Raw genomic sequence first — 14,681 nt, forward strand, 5'->3', positions numbered from 1 at the left:
CTTGAATTTCAATCCATCCATATTGCGTATTCTACAAGCAGCCCTACTTCAATTCATTCAAGAAGCTTGCCCCGTGAAGCGGTGCGGAAGCACCGAAATTATCGGAGATCGTAGCACCCAGATCCGAATAAGTCTCCCGTACTCCAATCGTGTCACCCTGCTGCTTGAGAGCCGGGCTGTAAATAAGAACCGGTACATACTCACGCGTATGATCCGTTCCGCGATGAATAGGATCATTCCCATGGTCAGCCGAGATAATCAATAGATCCTCTTCGCTGATACGTTCCATAATCTTAGGAAGCTCCTGATCGAATACTTCCAGTGCGCCCGCATATCCTTCCGGATCTCTGCGATGTCCGTATAATGAATCAAAATCGACCAAATTCGTGAACAAGAGACCATTGAAGTCTCTTCCTAGCTGCTCAATCGTGACTTCAATGCCATGCTCATTGCTTTTTGTCGGATAAGCTTCCGTCACACCTTCACCATCGAATATGTCGTTAATCTTGCCAACCGCAATAACATCATACCCTGCGCTGTGCAGCGCATTCATGACCGTAGGCTCTGGCGGCTTGACTGCATAATCATGCCTGTTGGAAGTCCGTTTGAATGCACCCGGAGTTCCGATGTACGGACGTGCAATGACGCGCCCTACTGAATGCTCAGGAGCGAGAGTCAGCTTGCGGGCAATCTTGCAAGCCTTGTACAGTTCCTCGAGAGGAATGATATCTTCGTGAGCCGCGATCTGGAATACACTGTCCGCCGAAGTATACACTATCCAAGCCCCCGTCTTCATCTGCTCTTCACCGTATTCATCAAGCACTTCTGTTCCCGAAGCGGGCTTGTTGCAAATGACCTTGCGGCCTGTCTGCTTCTCAAACTCGGTGATCAGATCTTGAGGAAATCCATCAGGATATGTATTGAAAGGCGTGTCAATCTTAAGTCCCATAAGCTCCCAATGGCCTGTCATCGTGTCTTTGCCTGCCGACACCTCTTTCATCTTGCCATAATAAGCCCGAGGCTCGTCCACTGGCTCAAGCGGAGGAATTTCAGCTATATTACCAAGCCCCAATTTCTGCATGTTCGGCAGCTTCACATGGGGAACACGTTCAAGAATGTGTCCTAATGTATGAGCACCTTCGTCGCCAAATTCGGGTGCATCCGGCAAGGCCCCAATACCAACACTGTCAAGTACGATAAAGCATATGCGTTTGAATCTAGGTTTATTGTTTGTCATGATGTACGTAATACCCCTTCCTCTATTATCAATTCAATCTCAAATTCAAGACATCAATTACGCTCTGGGATGATAATGATCATATACGTCCTTCATATTTCGTTTCACCACATGGCTATACATCTGGGTCGTCGAGATATCTGCATGTCCCATCATTTCCTGTACCGATCTTAGATCAGCCCCATTCTCCAGTAGATGAGCAGCAAAAGAATGCCTTAACGTATGTGGCGTAATCCTTCCTTCGCCAAGTCCAGCACCGGCTGCATACTTCTTAATCATCTTCCAGATTCCCTGCCTTGTCAGCCTTGCCCCATTCGTATTAACGAACAACGCCTCTTCTTCTCCATTCGCCTTCAACAGCGCACTTCTGGCGTTGTTCACATATTCCGCGGTCGCTTGGGCAGCGATACCTGTTATAGGGATTACCCGCTCCTTAGCACTGTTGCTGCCGGTTCTCAAATACTTCAGCTGCGGATTTAAATCCTTCACATTAAGCTGTACCAATTCAGAGACTTTAATCCCCGTGGCATACAGCAGCTCGAGCATGGCTTTGTCTCTGGCCCCAGAGGGTGTTGAAGAGTCAGGCAGGGATAGAAGGCTGTCCACTTCCGCAATGGAAAGTATCTTGGGAGGAGACTTCTCTAATTTAGGTGAGTCCAAATGATACGTGGGGTCTTTTTGTACAACACCCTGATACATCAAATAATGAAAAAAAGAACGGATCGATACCACATTACGAGCAATCGTTGAAGCTGCCTTCTTCTGCTTCTTTAAATATCCCATGTACAGGACAATCTGATTGCGGGTAACGTCCTGAGCCTGTGTTATTTGTTCATTATCCATATACCCAATAAATTGCTCTATATCACGTCTGTAGGATTCCAGTGTACTTAAGGAAGATCCCTTGTCTTCCTGTAAATAATTCATGTAAGGCTGCACATAATTCCTCATCGGCACATTACGCTCCCTTACTACAAATTTTCATTATGACATTAGATAATCGCCTTTATTCACCATACCAATAAAAGAAACGCAGCCGTTCAATCATACTCGTCTTCTCCATAATAAGACCTGCGCCTTCCTCGTGATGAAATACTTTAAGCGCATTTCCCTCTGGAATTTTGTAGTGGTCAACAGGTGTAATCCATTCCGAAAATAGATTGAACACATTATAGAACATGTATACAAGTGCAGCAAATACGATAAGAAACCGAAATAGTCGAAACATTCTGCGGAGTGAAAAAATCATGAATTATCCCGCCTTTCATTCACGTCTTGTCCTTTGTTTACACGGATAGTCTTCCCAGCATACACTTATGCTATGTCTAAGCTATGACCGATCCGCTTGCTTTATGACGAACATGAAATTTCAAGGAAAAACAGGCTTTGTATCACTCTATCTCCATCTTACCTAACGGCAAACTAAATGTATATCTCAGAATAGAAGCTTACCACATATTTATGAATAAGAACGCTAAAAAGCTCCCCCGAACAAAAGCCGGTGAGAGCTTGTCTGATCTGCTAGTCTTTATGTTATTGATTAGGCTTCTGGTCGTTCTTGTCTTTACAGCGGAAGCAAATCCCCTGAAAATCAAGCCTATGGTCGAGAACTGTAAAATTAAACTCACGTTCCAGGCGTTCTTCAAGCGGTCCGAGCCAATCTTCGCGTATCTCATCCATGCTGCCGCATTGAACGCATATCAAATGGTGATGATGATGCTTGTTCGTATCACCGCGCAAATCATAGCGTGCTACTCCGTCACCAAAGTTAATCTTCTCAACGACATGCAGCTCATTTAGCAGCTCAAGGGTTCGATATACGGTAGCAAGACCGATTTCGGGAGCTTTTTCCTTGACGAGCATAAACACGTCTTCTGCGCTCAAGTGATCTTCTTCATTCTCTAGCAAGACTCTTACCGTGGCTTCCCGCTGGGGCGTTAATTTATAGCCTTGGGATTGTAATTGCTGCTTTATTTTCTCGATTCGTGCTTCCATCTTCTCCCTCCCCCTAGGAAATCACTGCATCATGATCGAAAACTCACTTGTATTATTATAGGGTCTCATCTTTAATAAAGTCAACTATATCAAGCGATGAGAGAGAGGGCTGTTCAACTTGTCACATTATACAAACAAAGGTGCAACCCACTGCATAAGCAGTGGCGTAATCCAAGTCTCAAATGATGAGATGGCAAGCATTAATCCGGCCATGGCAACCGTTAGCCCGATATAGCTTGTCAGTGGTCTCTTGACACCGCCGTTTCTGTTCATGAAGAAACGACTCTTGATCATATGAAGCGAGAAGGTGATTGCTGCCACACTGCATATAAGAATAACGGGTATGACGAGCAGATTATGCGGTGCTACAGATACCATGGCGAGGAGAAGCCCTTTCCAGGAATACTGTCCCACCATATAGCCGACGGTAAACCCGATAAGTACTCCCTTTAGAAAATCCAAAATAAGTATACCCGGTAGTCCGATAACGGACAGACCAAGCACCCAGATCAGACCAACCCATTTTAAATGAAGCATCGCAATATCCATATATGTGCTGCCCGAACTATTTCCTTGATTCATCGTAACAAAAAAGTTGTCCAGATACCCTGCCAGGTCTTGCTGCTGATCAAGGGTAAGTGCACCCACCATTAATGCACCAAAGATGACCCCGACTAAAAACAGAACAGCGACAAATACATAGAGCGGAGTTTGATCCCGGAAGGTATGCTTGAGAAATAACATCGTTAAGGTCGTCCCCTTTCTCATTACATACCTTACATTATGAACTTGTCCGTTACTCTATGACTCTAAAGATGAAATCTATAGAGAGACTCTTCCATAGGTTCCTCCGCCACCAGCCGATAAACCGAGCTCACCATTCCTTGCCATGACGATAAGTCTGGCTAACTCGTTACCCACTACGCTTGCCAATTCCAGCTCGGATACACGGTGCAATATAGCCATCTCAGAACCAAAGGCCTCGAGCAGCAATCGGAGCTTCACCTTGCCAAGGCCAGGAATGAACTCCAGGGGAACCTGATAATGATATCGAGGTCTATGATCGGATGTAAGAGGGACTTCGCGGTCCGAGATCGATAGAACACGGTCCAATACCCCGTGAATCAATTTGGTGCTTCCGCAATACGGGCATCGTTCTCCCGAGATTTGCTCTTCATCTAATATACTGCTGCAGAGGCCGCAGTAGGTCCTGTGATATTTACCAAGGCGCGGATTCAGACCGTAGTTTGCTTTAATTCTGCGTCCCGCTTGTGACTGAAGCGCCAGCTTAAATTCATCGAATGAAGCCTGAGCCAGAGCCAGCTCATTATACTCTCTTCCAATCTTGGCAAGGGAGTGGGCATCCGAATTCGTCAAGAAGGGATAACGGTCCAATTCACTAATGTAGCCGGCCATTTCGGTATCCGCACTGAGTCCCAGCTCAACTGCAGAGATCAGGCTTAAATCAAGCACCTCTTCCATTCGATGCGCCGTACTCCCGTAGATCCCTTTATGAGGAGTAAAAATATGTGCAGGGATAAATATCCCACCACGAGATATAATTTCCTTCTGTAATTCAATCGCCGGCACATACACACGCTGCGAGCTGAGATTCACATTTTTCATATAACGAGAAATATAGTCTGTGAAGGATTCCATCTCCTGCAAAGTTCTGAAATAAGCTAGGAGATGAAACTCTTTCCGTCCCGGCTCCCTCACCTCAAGCTCTGTTCCCAGCAGAATCACTGTATCCTTATAACCAATTCCTCCGCCATCGATCTCTGTCATTTCACCCGAATCCAGCGCTTCTCTAATATCCCGCTGAACGACTGGAGAATGGGCATCAATAATGCCAATTAGATCGATGCCCTTGCGGTCAGCTGCCTCCTTGGCAATGCCCACAAAGGTCAGATCACGGCTTCCACTAATCTTTACAGCATCGCCATAACGGGTCCTCCCGATATGAATATGAAGATCAGCATAGTATGTAGTCAGCGCAGGATCAGTCAATGTAACTTTCTGATTCATGATTTATATCTTCCCTGTTAATTGATACAAGTGCCATGCATATACAGCAACAATGGTCTTGGCATCACTAATGCGGCCTTCCCGGATCAGCTCATACGCTTCATCGAGAGTCACCTCGAGCACTTCCAGAAATTCATCCTCATCCGGCTGCATACTGCCTGCTTCAAGCTGCTCTGCCATAAACAAATAGATGATCTCATCTGCAAAGCCTGGTGATGTATAGAAAGCCGGTAGAGGCTTCAGCTCCGGAGCATGATAGCCTGTCTCTTCTCTCAGCTCTCTTCCTGCAGCTTCCATCGGATCTTCTCCAGGATCAAGCTTGCCTGCTGGAATCTCAACCTGGGTTCTTCCAAGCGCCTGTCTGTACTGATCCACTACAAGCATCTTGTCACCCTTGAGCGCAAGGACTGCGACAGCCCCGGGATGCTTAATAATTTCACGTGTACCGGTTTGTCCATTGGGCAGCTTTACGGTGTCTACTTGGAGTGAAATGATCTTGCCGTCAAAAATTTCTTTGCTTGATACGGTTTCTTCTACAAGTGAGGGATTCGATTTCGGATGTTTGATATATGGATTTGAGTTCAAAATAAAGACCTCCCTGGAATTAATTCATGTGTATAGTTCAAGGGCCGTGGGCATACGGTGTAATATGAATCCCAATTCGAAGGAGTGGCCCACCTTATGAAGAGCTATAAGACAAATAATGGCGTGTTTATGATTGGACAAGCGGATGAAATAAAAATGACGCTGAAACACTGGATTTCGGATCACGGACCTGACACTCATCTCAAGGAGCTGATGAAGGGCGGACAAGCCGTATCTCCGCTTATACAAAAAATAAAGAAATCATGATTTCTTATGATTTTCTTTTGTGTTTTCAAAAAGGCCTGGAAGGAAACGCCCCTTTCCAGACCTGCAGATGAACAAGATATCAATTTATCGCTTAGCAGCTTCCTGCACGATGGATACAACGACCTTCGCTGCATCAACAAGGCTGCTTACCTTAATTCGTTCGTTTGTCGTATGGATATCTTCATATCCCAAAGCAAGATTGACGGTTGGAATTCCAAATCCGTTAAATATATTGGCATCACTGCCGCCACCGGATGGGAAAGTCTCCGGTGTCAAACCAACGCTTGAAATCGCTGCTGCCGCAAGCTGTACCACCTCATCTTGTTCAGTCAGCTTGAACGCAGGATAAGCAATTTCGCTCTCAAATACACCTGTTGCACCATACTCGCGGCAGGTATTAAGCAGTGATTCCCTCATGTGATCCACCTGATGCTCCACTTTCTCCTGTACAATGCTTCTCGCTTCGGCAGCAATTTCCGCATAATCACACACCACGTTCAGCGGGCCGCCGCCCGAGAAGCTGCCAATATTGGCTGTTGTCTCATGATCGATACGCCCCAGCTTCATGGCTGCAACGGACTTTGCAGCGACTTGAATGGCACTTATTCCGTCTTCCGGATTAACACCCGCATGCGCGGATTTGCCAGTGATCTTCATCTTGATTTGAGCCCTAGCCGGTGCAGAGACACAAATACCGCCTACTTCTCCGGTTGAGTCCAGAGCAAAGCCCAGCTCCGCATCAATTGCATCACGCTCCATACCTCTTGCACCGATAAGACCCGATTCTTCTCCGACCGTAATGACGAATTGAATCTGTCCATGAGGAAGTTCATTTTCTTGAATGACGCGAATAGCTTCAAACAAGGCAGAAATTCCTGCCTTATCATCTGCACCGAGAATGGTCGTTCCGTCGCTGCGAATATAACCATCTTCGGATACGACAGGTTGAATGCCTACACCAGGCGCTACAGTGTCCATATGGCAGGTGAAAAATATGTTCGGTGCTGACTGCACGCCTTGTGCCTTCCATGTCACAATCAGATTGCCTGCTCCATGTCCTGTACGCCCTTTGGATTGATCCTCTGTAACTTCGAGTCCCAGCTTATTAAATTTGTCTGTCAACACTTTAGCAATGTTTTGTTCGTTTGTAGTAACGCTGTCTACTCGAACAAGCTCTATAAATTCTTCAACAATCCGTTCTTGTTTAATCATGGTTAACTTCCCTTCTTCAATTACTTCCACATCGAGTGCAGATACGTTACAATAGAATTTATTATACCTCATTCGAAATATAAAGGAGCTTTAATGAATGCAACAGAAAAAATGGTTCAAAATCATTGTCTATCTCATGCTCATCGCTATGGTTGCATCTACTCTATTGATTGTCATTGAGCCTCTATTATATGGATAATCAATACCGTGTTCTCATTAGAAAGCTTTCTTCTCGCACTTAGGGGAAGAGAGCTCTTTTATGCGGTAATAAAACTCGGACCCATCTTATCATGCGTTACTCATTTATTTTGAAGCCATAACCTGCACCCAAGTCGGCTTAAATGAGAACAAGCTTGCAAAGATGGTTACCAGCTCATCCGCAACTTTCTTTACTGAGAAGGTTTCGCCTGTGCAATCCTCGAGCGAAGTGACACCATACTCCTCAATTCCGCAAGGAATAATACCCGAGAATCCCTCATTCTGAATCCCTGATTTAATATTAAATGCAAAGCCATGACTCGTAATAAATCCTCTGGTCCGCCTACTACGATTAAATTTAACCCCGATTGCGCATATTTTATGGTTGTCCACCCACACTCCTGTATACTGCTCCTTACGGCCTGCAGCAATACCATATCGGCCTAAATACTGTATGATGACTTCTTCAAGGAGCCGCAGATAACCATGCAAGTCAACATTCTCTTCTCTACCGAGTCGAAGAATTGGATAACCAACCAGTTGTCCGGGTCCATGATATGTAATATCGCCGCCGCGATCGATTTGAAATAAAGCAATGCCCCTGTTCGCAAGCTCTTCTGAGCTATACAGTAAATGCTCTGGATGACGCTGTGTTCCCATTGTATATGTCGGTGGATGCTGCAGGAGCAGCAGATGTTCCTGCTGCTCCTCTTCACCCAACGCATTAACCAGCTTTTTCTGCAAATTCCAAGCCTCTTCGTAATCCATCAACTCTGTGTAGTTCACAACAAGCGGTCTGCTCATGCGCATTTACACCCTTTCGAAAAAATTACGTTTCTAGAATTGCTGTAAAAAGTTATATTGAAACAAATTAATAAAGCTTCGTTTCGAGCGAGTAGCTCTCCATTTTAGTAAAGCTTGGTTTCGAGGGAGTAGCTCTCTAAATTTTCTTTAACCCGCTGCAGGAAACGACCGGATATGACCCCGTCCAGAATCCGATGATCCAGCGATAAACAGAGATTGGCCATTGAACGTACCGCAATCATGTCATTAATGACCACAGGCCGCTTCACAATGGACTCAAATGTTAGAATAGCCGCCTGCGGATAGTTGATAATCGGGTAGGATAGGATCGATCCGAAAGATCCTGTATTGTTTACCGTAAAGGTTCCTCCCTGCATATCATCCAGCTTCAATGTTCCTTCTCTCGTTCTTCTCGCCAAATCGTCAATCTCGTGTGCTAGTCCTGCAATATTCTTCGTATCTGCCCGTTGAATGACCGGTGTCATCACGGAATCTTCTGTTCCTACCGCCAGAGCTATATTGATGTCTCTCTTGACGATAATCTTATCCACTGCCCACACGGAGTTCATAATCGGATAATCCTTGATTGCATTAACGACTGCTTTGAGCAAAAAGGCCAAGTAAGTCAGATTAATGCCTTCGCTGCGCTTGAAATCGTCCTTCAGCTTGTTGCGAAGGGTCACCAGGTTAGTGACATCTACCTCAATCATCGTCCAAGCATGCGGAATTTCAGAGACACTCTGGCGCATATTCCGAGCGATGGCATTGCGTACAGGTGTAACATCAATGTACTGCTCAGCTCTGCCTTGAGGGAAGCCCTCCATCTCGATTTTTGGAATCCTTGGTGTCTCAGACAAGTGAATTCCAGAATGACGAACAGGCATCTCCGATTCTGCTGAATATCCGGTGGTATCGGAAGCAAGACGCGTATCCTCTTGTCTCACGTTAGTCTCTGCTTGGATGGATTGACGGTTCGCATGATTAGATATAGCCGCCTTCTGATTCAGATGCGAACCTTCTTGAATATAACGCAATACATCCTTGCGAGTAATTCTGCCATTCATCCCTGTACCAGGCACATCCTCCAAATTCAGACCATGCTCTGCAGCAAGGCTCTGCACTGCAGGTGAATAGCGTCCACGCATAGAGCCGTTTGATTCTTGATGTTCGGAATCAGACGGAGCAGTATGGCCGCTTTCTTTTGTCGAAGAATCTGCAACAATCCCTGTACCAGCAGCCGCGTGGACCTCCATACGACAGATCAGCTCGCCTACAGCCACCGTTCTTCCTTCCTCTGCTGCAATCTCGCCCATTATTCCTTCGACCGTTGAAGGAATTTCAGCATTAACCTTATCTGTAATCACTTCGCAGATCGGTTCATATTGCTCAACAGGATCGCCTGGCTTTTTCAGCCATTTTGCGATGGTAGCTGACACTAATGATTCAGCCAGCTGAGGCATCACGATCTCAATCCATTTTTTTTGTCCTGCCATATTGTTTCACTCCAATCAAGTCACTTTACCTTAAATGGCCTGCTCATCGAAACCGAGAGTAGGCCATTTATTTTAATACATCGCCAGTTTAAGCATTGCGTCCTTCACTTTGTCTTTACTAAGCATATAAAATTTTTCCATCGGAGGGCTGATCGGCATGGCCGGGACATCCGGACCACATAGACGCGATATTGGTGCATCCAGATCAAATAAGCACTCCTCATTAATTATAGCAGAAACTTCAGCGCCTACCCCGCCGGTTTTGTTATCCTCATGAATAATGAGCACTTTTCCTGTATGCTTGGCGGCTGCAGTAATCGCTTCCTTATCGAGTGGCTGTAATGTACGAAGATCCAGAACATGGGCTGTAATCCCTTGCTCCTTCTCCAGCTCCTCTGCTGCCTGCATAACAAAATGCAGAGGCTGGGAGTATCCGATCACGGTAATATCTTCCCCTTCACGCAGCAGATTGGCGACACCGATCGGTACGATGTAATCGTCCTCAGGCACCTCTTCTTTTGTTAAGCGATACATTTTTTTATTCTCAAAGTAAAGGACAGGGTCGGGATCGCGCACTGCCGCTTTCAGCAAGCCTTTGGCATCATATGCCGTAAAAGGAGCTACAATCTTGAGTCCAGGGGTTCCAAAGAAAATGGATTCTGGACATTGAGAATGATACAGTCCTCCAAATATGCCTCCACCAATCGGGGCACGAATAACAACCGGACAGCTCCAATCATTATTCGAGCGATATCTGATCTTGGCAGCTTCACTGATGATTTGATTCGTTGCCGGAAGCATGAAATCTGAATACTGCATCTCGGCGATCGGCTTCATTCCGTACATGGCCGCACCTATCGCAACACCTGCAATCGCTGATTCGGATAACGGGGTATCCATTACCCGCATTTCGCCGAACTGATCTTGTAGACCTTTGGTCGTGGTGAACACGCCGCCTTTAACGCCTACATCTTCTCCGAGCACAAATACGGATTCATCCCGCTCCATTTCCTCTTTCATAGCCAGTCTAATTGCATCAATATACTCCATAACCGCCATCTTATTGTCCTCCTCCCAAATGATCGTCAGCATACACATGAAGCAGTGTATCTTCCGGTTTTGGATAAGGGGCCGCGTCTGCAGATTCAGTCGCTTCTTTTAATTCGAGCGCAAGCTGTGCCGCCAGATCAGCATCACGCTCTTCATTCCATATACCACAATCAATGAGGTATTGCTTCATTTTGACGAGTCCGTCTTTCTTCCAATTTTCCTCAACTTCCTCTTTGGTCCGGTATGCCAGATCATTATCTGAGGTGGAATGGGGAGAAAGTCTGTACATCATGGCTTCAATTAAGGTCGGACCTTCGCCTGCAACCGCACGCTCTCTGGCTTCCTTGACGGCTGCGTAAACTTCAAGGGCATCGTTGCCATCAACTCTGAACCCAGGGAATCCATAACCTAGAGCACGATCGCTTACTTTACCGCTCAACTGCTTATGAACAGGCACAGAGATGGCATACTGATTGTTCTCCACCATAATAATGACCGGCAGCTTGTGTACGCCAGCGAAATTGCTTCCTTCATGAAAATCTCCCTGGTTACTGGAGCCTTCACCGAAGGTAACGAAAGAAACGAAGTCTTTGTTCTGCATTTTTGCAGCCAGTGCAACGCCCACTGCATGCGGGACTTGTGTAGTCACTGGACTCGAGCCTGTTACAATCCGCAGCTTCTTGCTTCCAAAATGGCCCGGCATCTGCCGTCCCCCGCTGTTCGGATCCTCAGCCTTGGCAAAAGCCGACAGCATCAGATCGCGAGGCGTCATTCCGACGGCGAGAACAAAACCATAATCACGATAATAGGGAAGGAAGTAATCCTTCTCACGATCCAGAGCAAAGGCAGCTCCAACCTGCGCAGCCTCCTGACCGATTCCGGATACGTGGAAATTGATCTTCCCAGCTCTTTGAAGCAGCAAGCAGCGTTCATCGAACTTCCGTGCAAGCAGCATATATTTGTACATATCAATGACTTGACCGTCTGAAAGTCCAAGCTTCGTATGTTTGTGTTGTTTAGATGTCGTGTCTGAATTCAAACTTCAAACCTCCTTTTGAGAGCAGTTCAAGATGAAGTACCGTCTTGTCTTAAAACCTGGTACTAAGACTTGGCTTAAATTCATTATACTCGTTTTCTTTCCAAAAAGAAAAGACGTTTTGAAGTATGTTGATATTTCATTTTAATACAGGTACGAGATGTTACATCCCAATTGCATTACCATCCACGTTCAGCATGGCTTCGCCAATAATTTCGGACAAGGATGGATGCGGGTGAATAAGCTGCCCGACTTCCCATGGAGTAGCATCTAGCAGTATGGCCAGCGCAGCTTCACTAATCATATCCGTCACATGCGTACCGATGAGATGGACCCCTAAAATATCATTTGTGACTTCGTCTGCTATAACCTTGGCAAAACCGTCTCGGTTGCCGTAAACAAGCGATTTTCCAATCGCTTGAAAAGGAAATTTCCCTGTCTTGACCGAGAAACCCAGTTCCCTTGCCTGCTGTTCCGTGTAGCCCACACTCGCCGCCTCTGGTCTTGAGTAGATGGCACGCGGAATGAGGTGGTCAGGTGAAACATGCATGGAAACACCTGCGATGTGATTGACGGCACGAATGCCTTCATGGCTCGCAGCATGAGCAAGCTGAAGTCCTCCTATGCAATCACCGATTGCATAAATATGCGGTTCTCCTGTCTGCAAATGGCCATTCACTTGAATATATCCATTCTTTGTCTTGATATCGGTATTCTCTATACCAATTCCTTCCACATTTGCAGTACGTCCAACCGATACGAGTATTTGAGAAGCAGCAAGCGTTTCCGTACCCTTCTTGGTCTTTATCTCGATAGTAGCTTGCCCATCCTGAATACCATATGTAGCGGGATCGACGGCTGCGCCGGTAATAACCTTCACTCCACGCTTGGTCAAAAGACGCTGCATCTCAGCAGCGATGTCTCCATCCTCCTGCGGCAATATTTGATCCGCAGCCTCCACCACGGTTACCTTCACATCAAAATCATTCAGCATAGAAGCCCATTCAATCCCTATAACGCCTCCGCCTACGATCATTATCGATTCTGGAAGCTCTTCCAGATTCAGCGCCTCGTCACTGCTGAGGATGTACCGACCATCCGGCTCTAATCCTGGTAATATTCTCGGACGGGAGCCTGTCGCAATGATAAGATGGTTGGGAACCACATTCTCCATCTCTCCATTATCCAGCTCCACTGCTACAGCTCCGCTCTTAGGAGAGAAGATGGATGGGCCAACAACTCTGCCTTTTCCTTGCAGCACTGTGATTTTATTTTTGCGCATCAGATACTGAACTCCTTGGTGAAGCTGTTCCACCACCGCATCCTTGCGTTCCTGGACCTTCGAAAAAACAAGCGTTGCCTCTGAGGTCTCTATACCGTAGCTGGCACTTTCTTTAATCTCTGCATAAACTTCAGCACTCCGCAGCAAAGATTTACTCGGTATGCAGCCCTTATGAAGGCATGTTCCGCCTAATTTGTCCTTCTCGATAAGAACAACCTCTTTGCCAAGCTGTGCAGCGCGAATCGCGGCTACATAACCGCCCGTTCCCCCGCCTAATATAGCGACATCGCAATGAATTGCCATGATTATAAAATCCTCCAATCATATCGTTACTAAACATTATTGTACTCTTCCTCTTATTGAATAACAAAAAACCCGTTTCCAATAGACAGTAACTAGAAGACAAGGTATCATATAGAAAATACGTACGTATGAAATGGGGTATTTCCTTATGCGGCTAATGCTTTCCCGATTTATCGCCATTATCATTCTTGTCATTCCAGGTCTTGGAGCCATGAAAGGCTTCCTTATGATGAAAGACTCCTTGTTTCACTATTATGCCGAGCATGGCAATGAGCAGGTAGCGAGACCTGCCTTTGAATGGCTTTCTTTTTCGCTCGGGCTTGTACTATTTGGCTGCTGTATGACGTTTCTTGGCGGCTGGATCTTGTTCCGTGACCGTAAACGTAATTATGTAGGCCCGCGCTTCAAAAGGAAACAAAACACCGATGCTACCTCATAATGAATACATGGCTTAACCTTCTCCTCGTACTCCGGTATAATGTTCTATTAACATCTTATACGGATAGGAGACCGTGTTTACATGATATCCTTCATACTGACCCTCAAAAGATTGCTGCAAGGTATTTATCACGGTTGCAAGGACAAGAAGTTCCTTGCACTTTTCGTTGTCATGCTCGCGACTTTGCTCTCGGGCACCATTTTTTATTCCAGCGTGGAAGAGTGGGACTGGATTGACGCTTGTATTTCTCCGCTGTTACATTAACAACGGTGGGTCATCCAGAGCTTTCTCCACAAACGAACTTTGCCAAAATCTTCACCATTATTTATATGTTTGCAGGCATCGGTATCACATTTGGAATGATCGCGCGAATCACCCTTGGCATCATCGTTCCTGATCGTCTATCCAGCGAACCCAAAGAAGCCGTGCCTGATGAATCTCTTGATGAAAAATAAGTCACACTCCATCTCTTCCACAAGGAAGAGATTTTTAATTGAACAGCCCTATTCCATCAGAGCATCCCGCAATTTCGAATTCATTCTATTGCTGTTCGAGGATTGCTTGAGAATCACTTTTCGAAGCCGTTCATTCTGACCTGCAGCGTGCTCCAGCTCGCCGAGTATCACTTCAAACAATGTTGATGCCTGCTCTGAGAGTTCGCCATGATGGAGCAGCTGTTGATACTTTTCTCGTAACTTCTCTACATTATTGTCGTTATTCATTGTTATTTCACCTCAACTTTAAAACAATAC

General features: G+C 45.9%; 17 protein-coding genes and 1 pseudogene. 4 read left to right on the forward strand and 14 right to left on the reverse strand.

Annotated elements, in window-relative coordinates; all coding sequences use genetic code 11:
* Positions 1 to 43 precede the first annotated feature (43 nt).
* The 7 genes from deoB to BM415_RS11585 form a co-directional block, all read right to left on the reverse strand.
* Positions 44 to 1,237: a phosphopentomutase gene (gene deoB / locus BM415_RS11555; protein WP_091158141.1), complete on the reverse strand. Its 1,194-nt coding sequence runs from the start codon at positions 1,235 to 1,237 to the stop codon at positions 44 to 46.
* A gap of 57 nt (positions 1,238 to 1,294) precedes the next feature.
* Entirely contained in the window at positions 1,295 to 2,188 is an 894-nt protein-coding gene (gene xerD / locus BM415_RS11560) for a site-specific tyrosine recombinase XerD (protein ID WP_091158142.1), read from the reverse strand.
* Positions 2,189 to 2,243: 55 nt separating this feature from the next.
* The gene (locus BM415_RS11565; protein WP_091158144.1) at positions 2,244 to 2,486 is read right to left on the reverse strand and encodes a DUF4227 family protein; all 243 of its coding nucleotides are present in this window, start codon (positions 2,484 to 2,486) and stop codon (positions 2,244 to 2,246) included.
* A gap of 284 nt (positions 2,487 to 2,770) precedes the next feature.
* The gene (locus tag BM415_RS11570) at positions 2,771 to 3,232 is read right to left on the reverse strand and encodes a ferric iron uptake transcriptional regulator (RefSeq protein ID WP_047911079.1); all 462 of its coding nucleotides are present in this window, start codon (positions 3,230 to 3,232) and stop codon (positions 2,771 to 2,773) included.
* Between the two features lie 126 nt (positions 3,233 to 3,358).
* On the reverse strand, positions 3,359 to 3,976 hold the full coding sequence (gene spoIIM, locus BM415_RS11575; protein ID WP_091158146.1) for a stage II sporulation protein M: 618 nt from the start codon (positions 3,974 to 3,976) through the stop codon (positions 3,359 to 3,361).
* Positions 3,977 to 4,054: 78 nt separating this feature from the next.
* Complete coding sequence (locus BM415_RS11580; protein ID WP_091158148.1) at positions 4,055 to 5,260, reverse strand: endonuclease Q family protein; 1,206 nt, start codon at positions 5,258 to 5,260, stop codon at positions 4,055 to 4,057.
* Between the two features lie 3 nt (positions 5,261 to 5,263).
* On the reverse strand, positions 5,264 to 5,845 hold the full coding sequence (locus BM415_RS11585) for an NUDIX domain-containing protein (RefSeq protein ID WP_170862434.1): 582 nt from the start codon (positions 5,843 to 5,845) through the stop codon (positions 5,264 to 5,266).
* Between the two features lie 96 nt (positions 5,846 to 5,941).
* Between BM415_RS11585 and mciZ the strand changes: the two genes are divergently transcribed.
* On the forward strand, positions 5,942 to 6,112 hold the full coding sequence (gene mciZ, locus BM415_RS11590) for a Z-ring formation inhibitor MciZ (RefSeq protein ID WP_091158151.1): 171 nt from the start codon (positions 5,942 to 5,944) through the stop codon (positions 6,110 to 6,112).
* A gap of 84 nt (positions 6,113 to 6,196) precedes the next feature.
* Here the strand turns inward: mciZ and BM415_RS11595 are convergent, their stop codons facing one another.
* Positions 6,197 to 7,324, reverse strand: a complete 1,128-nt coding sequence (locus BM415_RS11595) for a M20/M25/M40 family metallo-hydrolase (RefSeq protein WP_091158153.1) — start codon at positions 7,322 to 7,324, stop codon at positions 6,197 to 6,199.
* Between the two features lie 97 nt (positions 7,325 to 7,421).
* On the opposite strand from BM415_RS11595, the gene prli42 reads away from it, so the two are divergent.
* Positions 7,422 to 7,523 carry a stressosome-associated protein Prli42 gene (gene prli42, locus BM415_RS11600; RefSeq protein WP_091158154.1) on the forward strand — a complete coding sequence of 34 codons (102 nt, stop codon included), beginning with the start codon at positions 7,422 to 7,424 and terminating at the stop codon, positions 7,521 to 7,523.
* 104 nt (positions 7,524 to 7,627) lie between these two features.
* Here the strand turns inward: prli42 and lipB are convergent, their stop codons facing one another.
* From lipB to lpdA, 5 genes are all read right to left on the reverse strand, one after another.
* Entirely contained in the window at positions 7,628 to 8,326 is a 699-nt protein-coding gene (lipB, locus tag BM415_RS11605) for a lipoyl(octanoyl) transferase LipB (protein WP_091158156.1), read from the reverse strand.
* A 104-nt stretch (positions 8,327 to 8,430) separates the two neighbouring features.
* Positions 8,431 to 9,819, reverse strand: a complete 1,389-nt coding sequence (locus BM415_RS11610; RefSeq protein WP_091158158.1) for a dihydrolipoamide acetyltransferase family protein — start codon at positions 9,817 to 9,819, stop codon at positions 8,431 to 8,433.
* A 72-nt stretch (positions 9,820 to 9,891) separates the two neighbouring features.
* The gene (locus BM415_RS11615) at positions 9,892 to 10,878 is read right to left on the reverse strand and encodes an alpha-ketoacid dehydrogenase subunit beta (RefSeq protein WP_091158159.1); all 987 of its coding nucleotides are present in this window, start codon (positions 10,876 to 10,878) and stop codon (positions 9,892 to 9,894) included.
* A gap of 1 nt (position 10,879) precedes the next feature.
* Positions 10,880 to 11,908, reverse strand: coding sequence for a thiamine pyrophosphate-dependent dehydrogenase E1 component subunit alpha (locus tag BM415_RS11620; RefSeq protein WP_280142858.1), 1,029 nt, complete (start codon positions 11,906 to 11,908; stop codon positions 10,880 to 10,882).
* 160 nt (positions 11,909 to 12,068) lie between these two features.
* A complete protein-coding gene (lpdA, locus tag BM415_RS11625) occupies positions 12,069 to 13,490 on the reverse strand; it encodes a dihydrolipoyl dehydrogenase (RefSeq protein ID WP_091158161.1) in 1,422 nt (473 codons plus the stop codon).
* A 148-nt stretch (positions 13,491 to 13,638) separates the two neighbouring features.
* Here lpdA and BM415_RS11630 point away from each other — a divergent pair, with 148 nt between their 5' ends.
* Both BM415_RS11630 and BM415_RS11635 read left to right on the forward strand, forming a co-directional pair.
* Complete coding sequence (locus BM415_RS11630; RefSeq protein ID WP_091158163.1) at positions 13,639 to 13,929, forward strand: DUF2627 domain-containing protein; 291 nt, start codon at positions 13,639 to 13,641, stop codon at positions 13,927 to 13,929.
* A gap of 81 nt (positions 13,930 to 14,010) precedes the next feature.
* Positions 14,011 to 14,384, forward strand: a pseudogene (locus BM415_RS11635) (potassium channel family protein).
* A 48-nt stretch (positions 14,385 to 14,432) separates the two neighbouring features.
* Here the strand turns inward: BM415_RS11635 and BM415_RS11640 are convergent.
* Positions 14,433 to 14,651, reverse strand: coding sequence for a hypothetical protein (locus tag BM415_RS11640; protein ID WP_091158164.1), 219 nt, complete (start codon positions 14,649 to 14,651; stop codon positions 14,433 to 14,435).
* Positions 14,652 to 14,681 lie beyond the last annotated feature (30 nt).

Origin of the sequence: Paenibacillus sp. 453mf, from assembly GCF_900116105.1 — a bacterium.
GTDB classification, from domain to species: Bacteria; Bacillota; Bacilli; order Paenibacillales; family Paenibacillaceae; genus Paenibacillus; species Paenibacillus provencensis.